This window comes from Bartonella sp. AA78NXGY, assembly GCF_042197005.1.
In the GTDB taxonomy this organism is placed as follows: Bacteria; Pseudomonadota; Alphaproteobacteria; order Rhizobiales; family Rhizobiaceae; genus Bartonella.
Map to the genome: position 1 here is coordinate 1 of NZ_JBHIRI010000001.1, position 19,541 is coordinate 19,541.

Below are 19,541 nucleotides of genomic sequence, written 5' to 3' on the forward strand. Positions count from 1 at the left end.
TGAAATTGAGCTATTTTCATAAATTAAAAAATGAAATTAAGAAAAGATAAATTATCGTAAACTATACACTTTACTTTAGTGTCAAAATTATAATAATGACAACAAATATCAGAATGTGTATAACAGTAAAAAGAGTCATGTTAAAATGAAGTCGATCATACTTATAATTTTGATTGCAAACCTTTTATCGGCTTGTGCATTAGCACCAAAGCTAAAACAGCCCAATGATAGAAACCGCGTGCCTATTAATAAAACAATCCCTGCCGAAATCAAGCGAGGAGACAGATGAAAACAAAACAAGCAAAACCAGTGAAAGCCGAACAACTTAGAAGTTATTATGAAGAAAGCCGTGGCTTAGAACGTGATCTTATCAATGAATTTATAAGGTCGCGCAGAACGGCATGGCGTGTTGCGAGTACTGTGGGTCTTTTTGGCTTATTCGGTATGATATGTGGAGTTGTTGGATTTTCTCAACCAGCTCCAACTCCCTTAGTATTGCGCGTTGATAATACGACGGGTGCAGTTGATGTTATCTCAATCATGCGTGAACACGAAGAAAGCTATGGTGAAGTTGTAGATAGATATTGGCTAAACCAATATGTACTTAACCGCGAAACTTACGACTACGATACTATTCAACTGAACTATGACACAACAGCACTTTTAAGTGCGGCATCTGTTCAACAAGAATATTATAAAATCTATGATGGAGAAAATGCACGGGACAAAGTGCTTTCCAACAAAGCACGTATTACAGTTAAAGTACGATCAATCCAGCCTAATGGACTCGGTCAAGCAACTGTACGTTTTACGACTCAGCAACTTGACAGCAACGGTGCTGCTACTGGACCAAAACAGCACCAAATTGCAACAATTGGTTACACCTATGTTGGTGCACCCATGAAATCATCTGATCGATTGCTTAACCCCCTTGGTTTTCAAGTAACAAGTTACCGTTCTGACCCAGAAATACTGTTGAATGATTAAGGAATTGATTGTTATGAAAAAACTTGCGTTCGTTGTTCTATTGTCTTCGTTTTCTTCTCTTTATACGGTACCTGTGCAGGCGCTCAAAAGTCCATCAAATTCACAATATGATCATCGCATTCGCTATATAACATATAACGAAGCCGATGTGGTTCAAATTGAAACAGTTCTTGGTGTGGCAACACATATTATTCTTGAAGAAGGTGAACAGTACATAACTCATGCCTTTGGCGATTCTGAAGCCTATGCCTTTGCTCATAAAGGGCGGCATATTTTTATTAAACCAAAAGCAGAACTTGCCAATACCAATCTCATCGTTGTAACCGACAAACGGAGTTATAAATTCCGACTACAATTTCGGAATGACCGTGCGGGATCAACATATGAATTGGCTTTCCATTATCCCGATTCAAACGATGAAAAGTCAGAAGAAAACAATCGGCGCCTTGCGATTGAACGTGGTTTTCACCAAAGCGTCAACGGCTATAATCTCAGTTATACCATGAGTGGTCACCAAGATATTGCTCCGATAAATGCTTGGGACAATGGGCGTATTACTTACTTTAAATTTCCCGCTAACATGGATATGCCATCGATTTATGTCGTAGATGCTGAAGGTAATGAAAGCTTAATACCACGCACCGTTATCGGCAGTTCTAATGATATTATCGCCGTTCATAAGGTCAATCCTAAATGGCTTATACGGCTTGGTAAACGCGCTCTAGCTGTTTTTAATGAAGCCTATGACCCCAATGGCGTACCAAACACAACAGGGACAGTATCTTCGGTGGTTTATCGTATCAATAAAGGAGGAAAATGATGTTTGACAATAAGGAAGGAGAGGGAAAAGGTACAAAACTGGACAACGTCGAACAAAAACATATTGAAGGTACCTATGGAGGGTCCGAACTAGGTTCTGAACGTCGTCCAACAATTCCAGGTACCCGTGCATTGTTAATGGTAGGACTTATTGTCATAGTAGCGATACCGATTGCCTTGACTTGGAAAGCTTTTAAAATGCGTAATACCGTGGAGGTTGAGGAAGAAAAACCACAACAAATAGTACAGCAAATTATACCAAACTATGTCCCTCGGATTATAGAAGAGCCAAAGATTGTAGAAGAAGCAGAAAAATCAACACAAACAGAAGATTCAAACTTGGATATTCCACCGGCATTGAGTAAACTTCTTCAAACAGCCATTCCTCCACATATGCTCCAAGATTCTGAAGAATTAGCACGCAAACGTATGCTCAGTTCTAGCCTTAACAACGGTGGTAGCGAAGGATCTACAGATACAAATAATAAAGCATCGAATAATGATAGAGGTAATGGCGTATTATTTGATAACCTTCAGCCCGTGCGTTTAGGTCAATCACATGCGATGCAACTTCGTAACCGTGACTTTTTGATTACACAAGGAACGCAAATAGATTGTACGTTAGAAACAAAAATCATTACATCACAACCCGGAATGACGACGTGTCATTTAACACGCGATATTTATTCCACGAGTGGACGTGTTGTTTTGCTTGACCGTGGTTCTAAAGTTGTTGGTTTTTACCAAAGTGGCATACAACAAGGACAAACGCGCGTGTTTGTGCAATGGTTACGCATTGAAACGCCTTCTGGTGTTGTTGTCAATCTTGACTCACCAGGCACAGGTCCTCTGGGTGAAGCGGGTATTGGTGGCTGGGTTGACAGACATTTTTGGGAACGATTTGGTAGTGCAATTATGGTAAGCATTATCGGTGATTTAGGAGAATGGGTAAGAGGAAAAGTTGGTAAAAGCAGCAAAGAAAATAAAGATAACTCACAAAATAAAGGAGCTCAGAATGCTGAATCTATAGCAATCGATGTTCTTCAAAATTCCATCAATATCACACCAACACTTTACAAAAACCAAGGCGAACGAGTAAATATTTTTGTTGCTCGTGATCTGGATTTCAGCGATGTCTACAGTCTCGTCACACGTTAACCCGATACAAAAAGATCAAGCAGTTTTTCAGCTTCTGCAACCGCTTGATTGTTTTTTAGAAGATCCCACGATCACTGAATTATCGATTTGCCGCCCCTGTGAAGTATGGACGAAAAGCTTTAAGGGTTGGCAACTACACAGCGTACCAGAGTTAACAACCACTTTTTTGCAAACGCTTATTACAGCTATTATCGTTTATAACGGTATGGCTCCCAGAAGTATTAATTATGTGCTCTTGCCTGGTGGACAACGTGGTACAATTATACAAACACCAGCTGTTGTTGATGGTGCTCTTTCCTTTGTAATTCGTAAACATTCTCTCATAGTTAAAACGTTAGAAGAACTCAAAGAAGAAGGGGCATTTGACGATTTTTCTGATGTAAGTTTTAATAAGCCTTCAGCAAAAGAAGCCAATAACTTGTTATCGAGGCAGGACTTCACACGGTTGGAACCATTTGAAGTTCAACTCTTACAAAGTAAACGTGAGGGAAAAATTCTTGAATTTTTGGAAGAATGCGTCCTTCACAAACGCAACATTATTATTGCAGGCAAAACAGGATCTGGTAAAACAACATTTGCTCGCTCTTTAATTGAAAAGGTCCCTGTAGAGGAGCGTATTATCACAATTGAAGATGTTCATGAGCTTTTTCTACCCAATCATCCCAATCATGTACATATGATTTATGGTAACAATGTAGGCCGTGTTTCAGCTGAAGAATGCCTAGATGCGTGTATGCGTCAGTCGCCTGACAGAATTTTTCTCGCTGAATTGCGAGGCAATGAAGCATGGGAATATCTCAATTCGCTCAACACTGGTCATCCCGGATCGATTACAACAACGCATGCTAACAGCGCTTTGCAGACATTTGAGCGATGTGCCACCTTGATTAAAAGATCAGAAATTGGCCGGCAACTCGAGTTAGAAATGATAAAAATCGTTCTCTATACAACAGTTGACGTAGTGTTGTTCTTTAAAGATAGAAAACTCTCTGAAGTCTTTTACGACCCGATTTTTGCTAAATCAAAAATCGCTTAAGGGGAGCTTCCTCTCTCGGTAATATGAAGCAAACAAAAATAGCCGTAACTAATTGTTACGGCTATTTATTTAACTTTTCCTATTCTCTTTGCTTCTCCAATGGATTTTCTACACTCTTCATGAAGAAAAAAAGAAAAAAGTTAATAGACAACAACTCTACGAGAAAACAAAATTATACATAAGGCTCTCTTTATTCTCTTGCCTTTGATCATTCTTTCCATTTACCTTTTGAAAAAGTATCTTTGATGCAAAAAAGAAAAAATAGCTGCAAAATAAATATTTAAACAAAAGAAAAGAATAAATTTTGATTCGCCTATCAATGAAAGCTTCGTAAAATAGGTACTTTCGATCATCACAAATAATTATCGTCATCAAGACCAAAACTTATCGTTTAAAAATTCTAAGCACTATTTTCAAGTGATTAATAAATATGTTTTTTAACCAAACAATCTCCAAATACGGAAAACCTCATACGAAATAAATTATCATTTCGATTTAGCATCCATAAACCACGTTCTATTTGGTAATAAAAAGTATAGTGGTATATAGACGTCTTCTTCGGACGAAGAAAGATTCTTAACCTCCAGTTGTTCGTAAACAACCAAATTTCTCTTAAGAAAGCTTTGCTAACCATATCACGTGGCTTATGTCCCTCTCCTAAAGACGATATCCATAGATTCCATAAGGTAAGCTCTACTCTGAATATTCCTGCTCTCTTCTCTGCACCACAAAAAGCAAAAATTCCTAAAAGAACAGATCTACAATCACTCTTCTTAAGATGCATCACATTGTCTTATAAAGAGTGTTCATTATTTTGCGTGTTGGATAAAAGATCTTAGTACCGTAGGATTCTCTCATTTCAAAGCTGTTTATTAACCAAAACCATGTCTCTTGCACATTATAAGTAAATAAAGCCGTATAGAATGAAACTGTACAAAAAAGCACTAAAAATGCCTTTTATAAACCATCCAAAATGCCAAAAATTGTCACAACATTGGGAGTTTGCAAAGTGTCTAATGGCGCCCAACTTGCTCTTTTATGAAGTGTAAAAATGGAGATGCTCTATAAATTTTATATTATTCATCGGGGCTTTACCATTATACCATCCACGAGCTCTGTAGTGAAATAAGCTTAGGCACCTTAAAGAAAGGTTTCTTAAAAACAAGCTTGCAAATTGACAAGCAAAGTGTATTTGGCTCGGGGCGTTCTGTTTTACATAAGGGTTTTGATCTTATTAAAGAACGAGAGAAACAAAAGCGTGAAGCAATGCGTAATCTCTATTATTTAAAAGACATTACTCTAGATGCTTTTGAAAGTCGTAAAGCAGAATTAAAAAATGATGCTAAAAATGGAAACTGGTTTGCACCTTTACAGCTTCATATTCTCCTCAAATTAGGCGGCTGTATAGCAACTTTCAAAGATTACGCCAACAGAGATACATAATACTCTTAACTCCCATTTGATAAGTAAAAGCTGCAACAGCAAAAGCTCTTTTAGAAAAACAACGCCATAAAGTCATTAATAAACCGGCAATGAATTGGAGAAATGTTCCAGATTTTTATCAAACACTCTGCAAAGCAACAATAATGATACAACTGGCTTTGCATCTGCTTATTCTTACAGGTGTTCGTACCCATCTCTTGCATCAATTCGTGAAGATCAGATTGAAGAGGATATATGAACAATTCTTGGCTCGAGAATACGAACGGTCTGCGTGATACTACAGGAGATTTCACATGCCATTATGATCACAAATATTAAAAATTTTAAAATAAGCACGCTTGTTTTTTCGCAATGATTTCTGTTTTCTGTAACCGGTCGTAGTCCTTATTAATGTGAAGTTCCTATCACAATATATAAGAGAGATTAGACTAAAAACCTGTCCACGTAGATTTCGCTCTAGTTTACGTAATTGGCTAACAGACTCCACCTATCACACCTCAAAGGACGAAGCCTCTTAACACGCCACTGATCTGCAAACAATCCGCCCCCTCACCTAGCAGATTTCACCTTCTAACCACTCTAATTACCACATCCTAAATAAGATAGTGTTTTACAGCACAACAGAATAAATACCAAAACAATGGCTGATTATACCGTTAATACTTGGACACCTCTCTTTCATGTTAAGAAATATCTTTTATGCTAAAAAATAAAATAAAAAACACTTTTACTGCTTAAATAACTTTCTTCAGCATATATACAAGAAAAAATGAAATCCCCTAACATAATAAATAAGACCTAAATCTAGAAATCTCTATTTTTTATAGATAAAAACATATAAAATAAAAACCCACGAAACTCATAAAAATACAACATGTTTTCTTTGATGATTGAATTCATTCAACTCAAACGAACCTATAAACATCCCTTGTACCACATTCGCAACACGTGTTCTTAGAATTCTCACTAGCCTTTTCTAAATTTTTAGAAAAAACTATAAATTTGATATTTTTTAAAAACGTCTTATTTGCTCTTTAGTGAATTTAAATCTATGATGTTACAATATTTTTAAATTACTACCCCCTTAACTATATAATCTATCTCTACAATAGAGAAGGATTTTACGTTCTCCATTTTTTGAGAACTATAAATTTTGTTTTTTAATGCGATTAACAATCCAATCTTTAAAATAAAAAATATGACCTTTAAATATATAGTGATATTATCAAAAATTCCTAATCCTTGAATATTAGCAATGTTTTCGATATTACAATAAATGTGTCGTAAAATGACGAATTGTCATAATGATCACTCCTTTGTATTTCATTTAGATAATTTACATGCGTTATAATATTTGTATCAGCATTTATTTTTGTGCTATATTTATACAGAGTAATCATTTTTTATAAAAAATGATTACTTAAATCTGCATCAAAGTATAAATTATGATGCGAATTTAATAAAAATAAAAACACATGGCATATTGATTTTATTGTTTTTACATAGAACGCTATTTAAAGTATAGTTTACTCGAAAGACTAATGCCTTTTTAAAGGCAATAATAACTATACTAACCGCCTCATAGAAGCCAATAAATTTTTAGAGATTAAGCCTCAAAGAGGCACAAAAACATGCACAATTTTCTATTTTTCTTTTTACTGTTCGTTAATCGGTCAAATTTCAAAGATAATATTCAACTATGAGTTTTCTGCTCAGCCATTGCAAGGATTGCTTCTACAAGGATTGCTTAATTTTTTAGGGATTACTTCACTTTTAGAATGATTATAGCTACTGCACCCTCATAAGCAGCCGATCTTCTTTTAGAGATTTAATTGCTAAAAGGAGATACAATTTTTTCCACCTTACGCTTTATTTTGATCAATCAGTAAATTTTCAAAGGCGGCGTTCAACCATGAGTTTTTTAATTTCAGCAATCGCTTTCGCTGGATTTAATCCCTTTGGACAAGTTTGCGCACAATTCATAATCGTATGGCAACGATAAAGGCGGAAAGGATCTTCTAAATTATCAAGACGTTCACCACACATCTCATCACGTGAATCCGCAATCCAGCGATAAGCTTGAAGCAAAACAGCGGGCCCCAAATAACGATCACCGTTCCACCAATAACTTGGACATGAAGTCTGACAACACGCACACAAAATACATTCATAAAGGCCATCGATTTTTTGGCGATCGGAGTGACTTTGTAACCATTCTTTTGCAGGTTCAGGAGAAACTGTTTGCAACCAAGGCTCAATGACTCGGTGTTGTGCATAAAAACGCTTTAAATCAGGAACCAAATCTTTAACAACCGGCATGGAAGGCAACGGATAGACCTTAATGGGATGTTTTACATCATCCATCCCTTTGGTACAAGCTAATGTATTGGTTCCATCAATATTCATCGCACATGAACCACAGATGCCTTCACGGCATGATCGACGAAGTGTCAAAGTTGGATCAATATGGTTTTTAATAAACAAAAGCCCATCAAGAATCATAGGACCACAAGCAGAACGATCCACATAATAAGTATCTAAATGAGGATTTTCCTCATCATCAGGCGACCAACGATACACGTGAAATTCCGTCAGCTTTGTAGCACCTTCAGGTTTAGGCCAAACCTTTCCCGGTTTTACTTGAGAATTTTTGGGAAGCTTAATTTGTACCATATTTCATTCTCCCCTTAATAAACCCGTTTTTTAGGTGCAATGCGCTTTAAATCGATCCCACCATCAGCTTCAGATGTTAACGGGTCCACATGGACAGGTCGATATGATAATGTCACCTTACCCTCTTTTGACAAATGTGAAATCGTATGTTTACGCCAGTTTTTATCATCACGCTCTGGATAATCTTCACGAGCGTGAGCGCCACGGCTTTCTGAACGTGCTTCGGCAGAATGAACAGTCATGATTGCATTCGCCATAAGATTTTCAAGCTCTAATGTTTCAACCAAATCAGAATTCCATATCAGAGAACGATCTGTGACTTTGAGATCCGACAATTCCCCCCAGATTTTATTCATCCGTTGACATCCCTGTTTCAAAGAATCTTCTGTACGGAAGACTGCTGCGTCTTCTTGCATCGTGCGTTGCATTTTTTCACGCAATACAGCTGTTGGTATTGCCCCTTGTGCAAAACGTAAACGATCAAAACGCGCTATAATTTCGTCAACAGCTTCTTCATTGATGGGTGGAATTTCTGCATTCCGATCAATAACTTCACCCGCGCGAATGGCAGCAGCACGACCAAACACCACAAGATCAATTAATGAATTTGACCCCAAGCGGTTAGCTCCATGAACAGAAGCACATCCTGCTTCTCCTACCGCCATCAGCCCTGGTTGAATACGATCAGGCGAATCAGCCGTTGGATTGAGAACTTCCCCGTAGTAATTGGTAGGAATCCCACCCATATTATAATGAACCGTTGGCAAGATGGGGATAGGCTCTTTTGTTACATCCACCCCTGCAAATATCCGTGCTGATTCTGAAATCCCTGGTAACCGCTCATGCAAGATTGCAGGATCAATATGATTGAGAACCAAATGAATATGATCCTTCTTAGGTCCAACGCCACGCCCTTCACGAATTTCAAGTGTGATACAACGCGAAACCAAGTCACGTGAAGCCAAATCCTTAAAGGAAGGTGCATAACGCTCCATAAAGCGTTCACCTTCAGAATTGATTAAATAGCCTCCTTCACCACGAGCTCCTTCTGTAATTAAGCAGCCAGAACCGTAAATCCCTGTCGGATGGAATTGCACAAACTCCATATCCTGAAGTGGCAATCCAGCACGTGCGATCATTCCACCACCATCACCCGTACAGGTATGCGCCGATGTCGCAGAAAAATAAGCGCGTCCATAACCACCGGTTGCAAGAACAACCATTTTGGCAGAAAAACGATGTATTGTACCATCATCGAGATTCCATGCCACAACCCCCGTACAAACCCCATCCGTCATGATGAGATCGAGTGCAAAATATTCAATAAAAAATTGCGCATTATGCTTTAAGCTTTGTCCATAAAGCGTATGCAAAATGGCATGGCCTGTACGGTCAGCTGCTGCGCAAGTACGCTGAACAGGCGGACCTTCACCAAATTGTGTCGTATGTCCACCAAAAGGACGCTGATAAATTTTGCCTTCTTGCGTTCGCGAAAAAGGAACGCCATAATGTTCTAATTCATACACAGCAGCAGGAGCATTACGCACCAAATATTCCATTGCATCGGTATCGCCCAACCAATCAGAACCTTTCACGGTATCATATAAATGCCACTGCCAATTGTCAGGTCCCATATTTGAAAGCGATGCAGCAATTCCCCCTTGTGCTGCAACCGTATGTGAGCGCGTTGGAAAAACCTTCGTAATACAAGCTGTCTTTAATCCTTGTTCTGCCATACCCAGTGTCGCACGTAATCCTGCACCACCTGCCCCAACAACAACAACATCAAATTTATGATCTACAGTGCGATAAGGGGCGTTACCTGCTTTAGCACCCAGAGATGATCCTGTACCCGCCATACTTGTTTAACCCCCTAATGCAATTTTCAAAAGAGAAAAAATAATGATACCACCTATGAGAAAACAAAATAAAATATTTAACGTCAAAAAGAATATCCGAAAACCTTCACGTGGAATATAATCTTCAATCACTACCTGCATACCAAGTTTCATATGATAAAGGACCGAAAAAGTCATCAATCCCATCAAAATAGCAACAATAGGATGTGCAAGTCTTGCACGCACAATACTATAATCCTTTCCCACAAGCGAAAGAATAAGAACAATAAAAAATATCAAAAGTGGTAGATTGATAAACCCCGTCAAACGTTCTAGCCAAAAATGCTCTGTTCCTTCATGAGCACTGCCACGCCCCCGTACTTTTCCAAGTTCCGTTCGAAAATCTTTTTTCATGTCTCTTTTCACCCCCAGCTAAACAACGGTATATCCAATAATCCAAATCGCAAAAGTAACAATAAGAGAAATAAACACTGTCGCCCAAGCAGTGACTGTTGCCTTTTCTTTTGCCAAAAGGCAAGGCTTCAGATCCCAAACAATGTGGCGAACACCACCAACCATGTGATGAACCCCTGCCAAAGTATAAAGAAACAAAATACACAATCCAAACCAAGAACTATAAATTTCGTAAACTGTTCTAAATGTCTCCTCGCCACACGCAATAGCAATTAACCAAACAGCAAGAAAAACCGTTCCAACATAAAGTGCCATACCCGTAATGCGGTGTGCAATGGACATGGCCATAGTAATTGTCCAACGATAAATACTTATATGAGGGGAACGAGGGCGCTCTTTTATCCTAGTTGTCTCTATCATAAAATATCCTGACCTGGTTTATCATAAAATATCCTGACCTGGTTTTTGCAACCGCAATGAACGAGAAAGTTCGCGCAAAACGACTAAACATACTCTCTCGTTTTTACTTGTTTGGCATCTCAAGATACCGATATTACAGGTCGGTTGTCTCAAATAACGGATTAAAGGTCACGCATAAAAAAACCGATTACTCCCTGGATATGATCCGCAAAACTCGCCTTAATCTAATACACTTTTATCTTCACGTCAAAGGTCTAAAATCTTTTCCAAATATAAACAGACATTTTTTCAGATTAAACTTATCCTTTTGAGTATTCACGATATACGCAATAGTCTCTTAAACTGCACCCATAATTAAGAATAAAAAGAGGAAAAATTGATAGATTGAACATTTTTATGTCCACTCCAAGCCTTTTAAAAGGCAAAACGAATCAAGAAAGACACAAATAAGCGGCATAAAAGCCGCTTTTGCATAAAGTTTAACCGATATAATCTTTACTCAGAAACTTGCTTTTCAACATCTGTGCTGACAGATGCTGCTTCTACTTTCTCAACAACCTTTTCAGCTTTTTTCCGATAATCTCTCTTTTCAGCTATACGTGCAGCTTTACCTCTCAAGCCACGTAGATAATAGAGTTTTGCACGGCGCACTTTACCACGGCGCACCAGCTCAACACCTTCAATCAAAGGAGAATAAACAGGAAATACCCTCTCCACCCCTTCACCATAAGAAATCTTGCGTACTGTAAAGGTCTCATTCAACCCACCGCCTGAACGCGCAATACAGACACCTTCATAAGCCTGAACACGCGTCCGTGTACCTTCTGTCACACGCACCATAACACGGACTGTATCTCCTGGCTGAAATGCTGGAAATTGGCGCTTTTCTTCAATTTTTGCACATTGTTCAGCTTCAAGCTGTGCGATAATATTCATTTCTTTTATCCTTCATGTTCTTTATCGAACAGTCAGAGCGCTCAACTCTTACCAAAAAAGCCTTTATTAAGAATAAGGAGCTCTTTAGGCTATGTCTTACACAGGAGCGAATACACCATTCCTTCATTTTAATTTTGGAACTACAGAAAACCTTTTATAAAAAACTCTCTAAAAAGAGAGCCATGCAATACACCACCTTATCATATGAATCAAGTTTTCTGATGATTTTTATTATAACGCGCATAAAGATCAGGGCGACGTTGACGTGTTAACAATTCGGCTTGGCTTTGACGCCAATCTGCGATCGCTTTGTGATGACCTGAGAGCAATACAGGCGGAATACCCCGCCCTTCGAAAAGAGAAGGGCGGGTATATTGCGGATGTTCCAGCAAGTCATTTTCAAAACTTTCACACCTTGCAGAAGCTGCATTCCCCATCACTCCAGGCAGAAGACGTATAATAGCATCTAAGATAACCAATGCAGCTGTTTCACCCCCTGAAAGAATATAATCACCAATAGAGACTTCTTCTAGTTCTCGTGCCTCTATGACTCGCTCATCAACCCCTTCAAAACGTCCACAAACTAACGTTACACCCGTATCACGAGCCAAGCTATGCGCGTAAGCTTGGTCAAAAGGACGCCCACGTGGACTCATCAACAATCTTGGCGAATCCTGTGGACAGCAGTCAAGAGCAGCCGCCAATACATCCGCCCGCATTACCATACCAGCTCCCCCACCAGCAGGTTTATCATCAACGCTATGGTGTTTGTCTAAAGCAAAATCCCTAATCTGTACCGTCTCCAGTGACCAAATTCCACGCTCTAAAGCTTGCCCTGCTAAAGAATACCCTAAAAAACCAGGAAACATTTCAGGATAAAGGGTTAAAACGCGCGCCTGAAATTTCATTTTATTTCTTATCCTTATTTTCTTAAACAGACTCTTAATAGCAAAAATAGCACAAACAAGACTTTTAACGCTATAGCGTTAATCTGAGTCTTCTTGATCTGCGCCATATTCAATACGATCCTTCTAAATACTTGCACTAAAAAAGACTCTAAAAATTCAGGACTATTTCGAGATAAAGTGCTTACAATATCTGCTCAAAAGAGCATTTTTAATATTTTCACACATTCCACTTTTTATTGACGAAATTCATCTGTTGTTTTTTACCTTCATCTTTATTTTTAGATTCAAGCTATTTCCTTTTTCTCATTGTCTCCCCCATCAATTAAACCAGCGGCCATGGGATCAACAACAAGAAAACCAGAATCCATACAAATTTCTGGTACCGCCGCCTTACTAAAGGGAATAAGAACTCTTTTACCTGTATTCAAACGTATTTCAAGCAAATCACCAGCCCCGAAATTAAAAAAACCACACACTTCACCTAAGATTTTCCCCCCACAATCTTGGACACACAAGCCTATTAAATCGACTTGATAAAACTCATCCTCCATCAAATCATCAATTAATTGATCACGCGTCACATAAAGGCGAATCCCTTTTAAAGACTCAGCCGCATTACGATTTTCTACCCCTTTAAAACGTACAATCGCCTTATTTTTTTGTATGCGAAGAGTTACAATTTCATAAGAACGCCCCATATCATCATAAAGAGTGCTGTAAAACTTGAAACGCTGTGGCTCAGCACTTAGAATTTTAACAAAAACATCTCCTTTTATACCATGAGGCATACCAATAATGGCAAGATAGACTTTATTTTTAAGCTTTTCTTTATTATACTTCATGCAAAAATATTATCTCTCAAAAATGAACCCTTCAATCTTATAGTTTTCTATTCAATCTTGTTGCCATATGAGACAATCTTCTAAAAGACCTTTCTTGGTAACAAAAAACAAATTAATAAAGGAGAAAGTCTTATGGCAAATATTATGCTATTTTACAAAGATATCACACCAATCAACAAAATTTCCCATAAAAATCTAAAATTTGCTCCTCCAACTGATATGTCTTTTGCCAAGGATACTCATTGGGTTCCTTTAGCAAGTACTGAATATTTTCAAGCAGCGCTAGACTATCCTATTTTATTTATGTGCGCCGAAGATGAACAAAAAAAACGGCACTACACATCCGCAGCTCTTGTCGGTCTTTCTAATGACGAAAATGACTATATCGCTTCTGATAAAAGTTGGAAAAACAATACTTATGTTCCAGCTTTTGTCCGTCGCTATCCTTTTGTTTTGGCACAAATTAGCAATGAAAAAGAACTTTCTGTCTGCTTTGATCAACAGTCCGGTATGTTTAATGAAGTTGCAGGAACAGAACTTTTTAATTCCGATGGCTCTATTTCTCCTTTTATGGAAGAACGTATTCGCTTTCTTGAAAGTTTTAAAATCGCTATGGAGAAAACCTCTGAGTTTATTGATGCTCTTGTAGAAATGGATCTTCTAAGCCAAAAATCCATCAATGTGAAAAACGATAAAGGTCTCTCAGCGCAATTGGAACATTTTTGGGTTGTTGATGAAGAAAAATTGAATAAATTATCAGCAAGCCAACTTGCCAAACTTCATAAAAATGGCTTTTTAGGATTAATTTTTGCGCATTTGATGTCAACACACAATCTTGTGAAAATACTCTCTCTCAAAGGTGAAAAGCAACTTATCAATCGTGAAGAGCAACCCCAAAACAAGAATGGTCATTCTAACGATGAAAAATCTAAAAAGAAAGAAACTCTCAACTAGATAATGCCCATCAAAAACGACAAGAGAAAAGATGAAAATATTCCTCTCATTCCAGCAGACCATGCAATTTTAAAAGCAAGGAAAAATTGGTTAGAGTGTCTTACCCAAACACGTCGTATGTCAGCACAAACAGTGCAAGCCTATGAACGTGATACGCGCCAATTTTTGTCTTTTCTCTGTCAACACTTAAGCCATACACCAACCCTTACAGATCTTTCTCATTTACGCATCAGTGACTTGCGTGCTTATCTTGCTTATCGGCGTACAAACAATGTAAGTGCGCGCTCTTTAAGCCGAGGGGTGGCAGGCATCCGTTCTTTTTTCAAATACTTATCACGTGAAGGAATCGTCAATGTTCCCGCGGCTCAACTTATCCGAAGCCCTAAACACCCCAAATTGCTCCCAAAACCTTTAGCGATAAAATCAGCACTTCACATAGTCAAACAAGAAAATCAACTGGAAAATGAACCTTGGATTAGCGCTCGTAATGCTGCTGTCCTCATGCTTCTTTATGGCTGTGGAATGCGAATATCAGAAGCCTTAAGCCTCACACCAGAACAATTTTCTGATCCTAAAAAAACAAGTTTATTTATAACAGGAAAAGGCGGCAAAACACGCCTTGTTCCTCTCATCAAAATTGTTTACGAAGCTGTACAAAATTATCTCAAATGTTGCCCATATCCTTTAGTGGATAACCAACCCATATTTCGCGGGGCGCGAGGCGGTCCCCTACAGCCCGCCATTATTCAGAAAACTGTACGCAACTTACGAACAAGCCTTGGTTTACCAGAAACTGCAACGCCTCATACACTGCGCCATTCTTTTGCCACCCATCTTTTATCACGGGGGGGAGATTTGCGCACGATTCAAGAACTTCTTGGGCACGCTAGTCTTTCCACCACACAAATCTATACCCACGTCGATACAGACCATTTGTTAAAAATCTATCAAAAGGCCCATCCCCGTTCCTAAAAACGTCTCATCAAAAAATTAGAGTGTTTCAACCTCAAGTGCCAAAGCATGAACACAAGTAGCTAACTCTTCTTGTAAAACTTTATAAATCGCTCGATGTATTTCTACGCGTGTCATATTAGAAAAAGAAGAAGATAAAATTTTCACTCGAAAATGTGTTTCTCCTTTACCATCAAAAGCATGTTCATTATGAGGATGCCCCTCATGAAGATGACTTTCGTTAATCACTTCAAGCTTTTGCGGATGAAAAGCATCCTGAAGCTTTCTCTGAATTATTGTTTCTATAAACATTTTTCATTCCTCAAACAAAATGAACGTGCAAAAATACACCTTTTTCATAATAGAATAAGTGTGAAAACAAATTTTTCAAAAGTCAATTCTTGTAAAATTAATCAATTTTGCATAAACCAATAATATGACAATAACATCTAAATTATTCGATTCAATTCGCATAAGCTCAAATAAAAAACAAAAAGCTGAGCCAGAAGCACAACAGTGTCAGTGGGAAGGTTGTGAAAAAACAGGGTCCCATAAAGCACCAGCAGGTCGAAATCACGAAGGACAATATTTATATTTTTGTATTGAACACGTACGCGCCTATAATAAAAATTTTAATTACTTCTCTGGTCTTAGCAATAAAGATATCGCAAAATTTCAAAAGGATGCTCTCACAGGACATCGTCCGACATGGCCTACAGATCTGAGCAATGGTACATCGAAAAAAACAGCCGCGAATTATGCAAAGATTCGCTCTGGAACAGCTGCCTATCAAAATCGCATGCGCGATCCCTTCACGCTTTTTACTGGGCAGCATTCAAACAATAAGTTCTCACGAAAATTAAAGCCCTTAGAAGCAAAAGCTTTTGATACACTGGGACTACAGGCAAACGCTTCAGCAGAAGACATCAAAATGAAATATAAAGAGTTGGTAAAAAAGCACCATCCTGATTCCAATGGTGGTAATCGTGCTTCAGAAGAGCGCTTTCGTGATGTTTTACATGCTTACAATTTGCTAAAAAAGTCTGGTTTGTGCTGAAAACATGCGCTTATATGAGTCTATTTTCATTTAGACCATCATTATTTGCGCAAAATGTTACTTTTTTTGCAAAACATTATAGAATACGTAAAAAAATCTTTCTTCAATATCTAAGGCTCTCATTATAGAGCATTGCATAAATACTTTAACTCTTGTATCGTTTCTAATGAATAAATAGCGTCCTCTCCCTTCCAGAAACATAATGACAAATCTTACCGTTGAAAATTTGCCCGATATTACACTTTGTGCTCGCGATCTATTTCATATTGAAACAGATCTGAAAGTCCCTGCTTTTAGCACAAAAAGTCCCCATGTTCCTGATATCGATCCTGATTATCTTTTTGATCAGCAAACAACTTTAGCGATTCTCGCAGGTTTTACCTTTAACCGCCGTGTAATGGTTTCTGGCTATCACGGTACAGGGAAATCAACGCATATTGAACAAGTTGCTGCACGTCTTAACTGGCCTTGTCTTCGCATTAATCTCGATAGTCATGTAAGTCGTATCGATCTTGTAGGAAAAGATGCTATCGTTTTAAAAGATGGCTTACAAATCACTGAATTTAAAGAGGGCATTTTGCCATGGGCTTATCAAAATAATATTGCTCTTGTTTTCGACGAATATGATGCAGGGCGTCCCGATGTTATGTTTGTCATCCAACGCGTTCTTGAAACCTCTGGAAAACTAAGCTTACTTGATCAAAGCCGTGTCATCTCTCCACACCCAGCATTTCGTCTTTTTGCAACGGCAAACACCATTGGTCTTGGTGATACAACCGGTCTCTATCATGGTACCCAACAGATCAATCAAGCTCAAATGGACCGCTGGTCTATTGTTACGATACTCAATTATTTACCCCATGATAAAGAGGTTAATATCATTTGTTCAAAGGTCAAATCTTTTCAAACGGCTGAGGGAAAAAAGACAATTTCACAAATGGTTCATGTTGCTGATATGGTACGCCAATCTTTTATCAATGGAGATCTTTCAACTGTCATGAGTCCACGTACCGTCATTACTTGGGCAGAAAATACAACAATTTTTCAAGATGTCGGCTTTGCCTTCCGATTAACCTTTCTCAATAAATGTGATGAACTCGAACGTGCCACTGTTGCAGAATTTTATCAACGCGCCTTTGGACAAGAGCTTCCCGAATCACTCATTCATGGTGTTTCGCCTTAAGGAATCTGTCACTCATGGCTACCGATATTGGCGACAACAAAAATCCGGCAAAAGATTCTTCCAACAACACTCTTAATGCTGAAGCTTTTAAAAAAGCACTTTCCGCCTGTATGCGTGCGATTGCAGGCACAAACAACCTTGAAGTTTCCTTTAGTCATAACCGACCATCTTTAAGCGAAAGTTGCGCGCGTTTACCAGAATTACCTCAATACGCAACGAATAAAGACATCACTATTACCCGCGGACTAGGTGATTCCATGGCTCTGCGCAAAGCATGGCATGACAACCGCATTCACATGCAATTTTCTCCACTAGAATCAGAAGCACGTGCTGTCTTTGATGCCCTCGAACAAACACGTGTTGAAGCAATTGGTACTTTAGCCATGGAGGGACTTGCAAAAAATCTTGATGTCATGCTCGCCGATAAATACAAAAGAGCCCATTATCATAAAATTAGCAACCAAAGTGAAGCCCCCATCCAAGAAGCGATTGCACTTTTATTGCGTGAAAAAATAACAAAGCGCGCAGCTCCAAGAGAAGCGGGTTCTGTCTTAGAATTGTGGCGTAAAGAACTCGAACAAAAAGCAGCATCACAACTCAATGAACTCCCACATCATATTTACAACCAACAAGCTTTTGCACAGATTGTTCGCCAAATGCTTGTTACACTCAAAATGACAGTGCAACAAGCTGAAGCTTCTAACAGTGAAAACAATAAAAAATTAAAAAATGCGTATGAACCTCAAGACCAAAGAGAAGAAGAGAGTAAAAACAAAAAACACGCTCAAAGTGAAGAACAAACCAGCACTGAACAAGAAAGTGATGTGCAAGATGATGGAAAAACACAAGCGACACAATCAAACAACAATGATCAAGCTGACGGCGAGCAAAAAAATGGACCTTGGCAAGAAAAGCCGAGCAAACCCAAACACCTTTTTTCTGATTCGGAACAAATGCAAAGACTTGGCAATTATAAAATCTTCACCCGTCAATTTGATGAAATTTTGGAAGCAACAGATTTTTGTTCTGAAAACGAGTTAGATCACTTACGCCGTTATCTTGATAAGCAAATCAATCATCTGCAAAACATCGTTGGACGTTTAGCAAACCGTCTCCAGCGCCGCTTGATGGCGCAACAAAATCGCAACTGGAACTTTGACCTTGAAGAAGGATATCTTGATACAACACGGCTTCCACGTCTAATTATTGACCCCATGCAACCCCTTTCTTTTAAAATGGAAAGCAACACCCAATTTCGGGACACAGTTGTTTCACTCCTCATTGATAATTCTGGCTCAATGCGCGGACGCCCCATTAGCGTTGCTGCAAGTTGTGCTGATATTTTGGCACAAACTCTTGAACGTTGTGGTGTCAAAGTTGAAATTTTAGGTTTTACCACCAAAACTTGGAAAGGGGGAAAATCGCGCGAACAATGGCTTACCCAAAACAAACTCCATAATCCTGGACGCCTCAATGATTTATGCCATATCATCTATAAAAGTGCTGATACTCCATGGCGTCGCGCACGACGCAATTTAGGTTTAATGATGCAAGAAGGATTATTAAAAGAAAATATCGACGGAGAAGCTTTGATTTGGGCTCATCAACGCCTTTTATCACGGCGTGAACAACGTCGCATCCTCATGGTCATTTCTGATGGTGCTCCTGTTGACGATTCGACACTATCGGTCAACTCCAGCAATTATTTAGAAAAACACTTACGCGCAGTGATTCAAGAAATCCAAACACACTCCCCTATCGAACTCATTGCCATTGGAATTGGTCATGACGTCACACGTTATTATCAACGTGCTGTAACAATTATGAATGCTGAAGAACTCGCCGACGCCATAACAAAACAATTAGAAATACTTTTTAGTGATAAAAGAACTCATATTCATAAGAAATGAACCTGCCTTGAA

The 19,541-nt window shown here is 38.6% G+C and carries 19 protein-coding genes; 11 read left to right on the forward strand and 8 right to left on the reverse strand.

The window, feature by feature from the left end; all coding sequences use genetic code 11:
• Positions 1-145 precede the first annotated feature (145 nt).
• From ACFINL_RS00005 to ACFINL_RS00030, 6 genes are all read left to right on the forward strand, one after another.
• A complete protein-coding gene (locus ACFINL_RS00005; protein ID WP_273790050.1) occupies positions 146-289 on the forward strand; it encodes a TrwH protein in 144 nt (47 codons plus the stop codon).
• Positions 286-987, forward strand: a complete 702-nt coding sequence (locus ACFINL_RS00010) for a virB8 family protein (RefSeq protein WP_375606007.1) — start codon at positions 286-288, stop codon at positions 985-987. The genes ACFINL_RS00005 and ACFINL_RS00010 overlap by 4 nt, the downstream gene beginning before the upstream one ends.
• Positions 988-1,000: 13 nt before the next feature.
• Positions 1,001-1,807, forward strand: a complete 807-nt coding sequence (virB9, locus tag ACFINL_RS00015; RefSeq protein WP_375606008.1) for a P-type conjugative transfer protein VirB9 — start codon at positions 1,001-1,003, stop codon at positions 1,805-1,807.
• The gene (virB10, locus tag ACFINL_RS00020; protein ID WP_375606219.1) at positions 1,807-2,964 is read left to right on the forward strand and encodes a type IV secretion system protein VirB10; all 1,158 of its coding nucleotides are present in this window, start codon (positions 1,807-1,809) and stop codon (positions 2,962-2,964) included. The genes virB9 and virB10 overlap by 1 nt, the downstream gene beginning before the upstream one ends.
• The gene (virB11, locus tag ACFINL_RS00025) at positions 2,939-4,000 is read left to right on the forward strand and encodes a P-type DNA transfer ATPase VirB11 (RefSeq protein WP_375612249.1); all 1,062 of its coding nucleotides are present in this window, start codon (positions 2,939-2,941) and stop codon (positions 3,998-4,000) included. The genes virB10 and virB11 overlap by 26 nt, the downstream gene beginning before the upstream one ends.
• 1,167 nt (positions 4,001-5,167) lie before the next feature.
• A complete protein-coding gene (locus ACFINL_RS00030) occupies positions 5,168-5,443 on the forward strand; it encodes a hypothetical protein (protein ID WP_375612248.1) in 276 nt (91 codons plus the stop codon).
• Between the two features lie 1,893 nt (positions 5,444-7,336).
• Here the strand turns inward: ACFINL_RS00030 and ACFINL_RS00035 are convergent.
• The 7 genes from ACFINL_RS00035 to rimM form a co-directional block, all read right to left on the reverse strand.
• Positions 7,337-8,116 (reverse strand): succinate dehydrogenase iron-sulfur subunit, encoded by a 780-nt coding sequence (locus tag ACFINL_RS00035; RefSeq protein ID WP_005774220.1) that lies wholly within the window; start codon positions 8,114-8,116, stop codon positions 7,337-7,339.
• A 14-nt stretch (positions 8,117-8,130) separates the two neighbouring features.
• On the reverse strand, positions 8,131-9,975 hold the full coding sequence (sdhA, locus tag ACFINL_RS00040; RefSeq protein ID WP_375620955.1) for a succinate dehydrogenase flavoprotein subunit: 1,845 nt from the start codon (positions 9,973-9,975) through the stop codon (positions 8,131-8,133).
• Positions 9,976-9,981: 6 nt separating this feature from the next.
• Positions 9,982-10,368 carry a succinate dehydrogenase, hydrophobic membrane anchor protein gene (sdhD, locus tag ACFINL_RS00045; protein WP_375612246.1) on the reverse strand — a complete coding sequence of 129 codons (387 nt, stop codon included), beginning with the start codon at positions 10,366-10,368 and terminating at the stop codon, positions 9,982-9,984.
• Between the two features lie 18 nt (positions 10,369-10,386).
• Positions 10,387-10,788 (reverse strand): succinate dehydrogenase, cytochrome b556 subunit, encoded by a 402-nt coding sequence (sdhC, locus tag ACFINL_RS00050; RefSeq protein ID WP_375606014.1) that lies wholly within the window; start codon positions 10,786-10,788, stop codon positions 10,387-10,389.
• 495 nt (positions 10,789-11,283) lie between these two features.
• Positions 11,284-11,724: a 50S ribosomal protein L19 gene (gene rplS, locus ACFINL_RS00055; protein WP_375612245.1), complete on the reverse strand. Its 441-nt coding sequence runs from the start codon at positions 11,722-11,724 to the stop codon at positions 11,284-11,286.
• A gap of 209 nt (positions 11,725-11,933) precedes the next feature.
• Positions 11,934-12,632, reverse strand: coding sequence for a tRNA (guanosine(37)-N1)-methyltransferase TrmD (trmD, locus tag ACFINL_RS00060; protein ID WP_375612244.1), 699 nt, complete (start codon positions 12,630-12,632; stop codon positions 11,934-11,936).
• Between the two features lie 284 nt (positions 12,633-12,916).
• Entirely contained in the window at positions 12,917-13,474 is a 558-nt protein-coding gene (gene rimM / locus ACFINL_RS00065) for a ribosome maturation factor RimM (protein ID WP_375612243.1), read from the reverse strand.
• 132 nt (positions 13,475-13,606) lie between these two features.
• Between rimM and ACFINL_RS00070 the strand changes: the two genes are divergently transcribed.
• Both ACFINL_RS00070 and ACFINL_RS00075 read left to right on the forward strand, forming a co-directional pair.
• Positions 13,607-14,428: a SapC family protein gene (locus ACFINL_RS00070; RefSeq protein WP_375612242.1), complete on the forward strand. Its 822-nt coding sequence runs from the start codon at positions 13,607-13,609 to the stop codon at positions 14,426-14,428.
• Positions 14,429-14,431: 3 nt separating this feature from the next.
• Positions 14,432-15,400 (forward strand): tyrosine recombinase XerC, encoded by a 969-nt coding sequence (locus ACFINL_RS00075; RefSeq protein WP_375648813.1) that lies wholly within the window; start codon positions 14,432-14,434, stop codon positions 15,398-15,400.
• An 18-nt stretch (positions 15,401-15,418) separates the two neighbouring features.
• Here the strand turns inward: ACFINL_RS00075 and ACFINL_RS00080 are convergent, their stop codons facing one another.
• A complete protein-coding gene (locus tag ACFINL_RS00080) occupies positions 15,419-15,691 on the reverse strand; it encodes a BolA family protein (RefSeq protein ID WP_375612716.1) in 273 nt (90 codons plus the stop codon).
• Positions 15,692-15,815: 124 nt separating this feature from the next.
• Between ACFINL_RS00080 and ACFINL_RS00085 the strand changes: the two genes are divergently transcribed.
• The 3 genes from ACFINL_RS00085 (at position 15,816) to cobT (ending at position 19,529) form a co-directional block, all read left to right on the forward strand.
• Positions 15,816-16,436 (forward strand): J domain-containing protein, encoded by a 621-nt coding sequence (locus ACFINL_RS00085; protein ID WP_375612239.1) that lies wholly within the window; start codon positions 15,816-15,818, stop codon positions 16,434-16,436.
• A gap of 202 nt (positions 16,437-16,638) precedes the next feature.
• Entirely contained in the window at positions 16,639-17,619 is a 981-nt protein-coding gene (gene cobS / locus ACFINL_RS00090) for a cobaltochelatase subunit CobS (RefSeq protein WP_375612717.1), read from the forward strand.
• 14 nt (positions 17,620-17,633) lie between these two features.
• Positions 17,634-19,529, forward strand: a complete 1,896-nt coding sequence (gene cobT, locus ACFINL_RS00095; RefSeq protein WP_375648819.1) for a cobaltochelatase subunit CobT — start codon at positions 17,634-17,636, stop codon at positions 19,527-19,529.
• Positions 19,530-19,541 lie beyond the last annotated feature (12 nt).

What these genes read in the sequence shown, in the direction of transcription:
- ACFINL_RS00005 (WP_273790050.1), top strand. Translation starts at nt 146, where the DNA reads ATGAAGTCGATCATACTTATAATTTTGATTGCAAACCTTTTATCGGCT.
- ACFINL_RS00010 (WP_375606007.1), top strand. Translation starts at nt 286, where the DNA reads ATGAAAACAAAACAAGCAAAACCAGTGAAAGCCGAACAACTTAGAAGT.
- virB9 (WP_375606008.1), top strand. Translation starts at nt 1,001, where the DNA reads ATGAAAAAACTTGCGTTCGTTGTTCTATTGTCTTCGTTTTCTTCTCTT.
- virB10 (WP_375606219.1), top strand. Translation starts at nt 1,807, where the DNA reads ATGTTTGACAATAAGGAAGGAGAGGGAAAAGGTACAAAACTGGACAAC.
- virB11 (WP_375612249.1), top strand. Translation starts at nt 2,939, where the DNA reads ATGTCTACAGTCTCGTCACACGTTAACCCGATACAAAAAGATCAAGCA.
- ACFINL_RS00035 (WP_005774220.1), bottom strand. Translation starts at nt 8,116, where the DNA reads ATGGTACAAATTAAGCTTCCCAAAAATTCTCAAGTAAAACCGGGAAAG.
- sdhA (WP_375620955.1), bottom strand. Translation starts at nt 9,975, where the DNA reads ATGGCGGGTACAGGATCATCTCTGGGTGCTAAAGCAGGTAACGCCCCT.
- sdhD (WP_375612246.1), bottom strand. Translation starts at nt 10,368, where the DNA reads ATGAAAAAAGATTTTCGAACGGAACTTGGAAAAGTACGGGGGCGTGGC.
- sdhC (WP_375606014.1), bottom strand. Translation starts at nt 10,788, where the DNA reads ATGATAGAGACAACTAGGATAAAAGAGCGCCCTCGTTCCCCTCATATA.
- rplS (WP_375612245.1), bottom strand. Translation starts at nt 11,724, where the DNA reads ATGAATATTATCGCACAGCTTGAAGCTGAACAATGTGCAAAAATTGAA.
- trmD (WP_375612244.1), bottom strand. Translation starts at nt 12,632, where the DNA reads ATGAAATTTCAGGCGCGCGTTTTAACCCTTTATCCTGAAATGTTTCCT.
- rimM (WP_375612243.1), bottom strand. Translation starts at nt 13,474, where the DNA reads ATGAAGTATAATAAAGAAAAGCTTAAAAATAAAGTCTATCTTGCCATT.
- ACFINL_RS00070 (WP_375612242.1), top strand. Translation starts at nt 13,607, where the DNA reads ATGGCAAATATTATGCTATTTTACAAAGATATCACACCAATCAACAAA.
- ACFINL_RS00075 (WP_375648813.1), top strand. Translation starts at nt 14,432, where the DNA reads ATGCCCATCAAAAACGACAAGAGAAAAGATGAAAATATTCCTCTCATT.
- ACFINL_RS00080 (WP_375612716.1), bottom strand. Translation starts at nt 15,691, where the DNA reads ATGTTTATAGAAACAATAATTCAGAGAAAGCTTCAGGATGCTTTTCAT.
- ACFINL_RS00085 (WP_375612239.1), top strand. Translation starts at nt 15,816, where the DNA reads ATGACAATAACATCTAAATTATTCGATTCAATTCGCATAAGCTCAAAT.
- cobS (WP_375612717.1), top strand. Translation starts at nt 16,639, where the DNA reads ATGACAAATCTTACCGTTGAAAATTTGCCCGATATTACACTTTGTGCT.
- cobT (WP_375648819.1), top strand. Translation starts at nt 17,634, where the DNA reads ATGGCTACCGATATTGGCGACAACAAAAATCCGGCAAAAGATTCTTCC.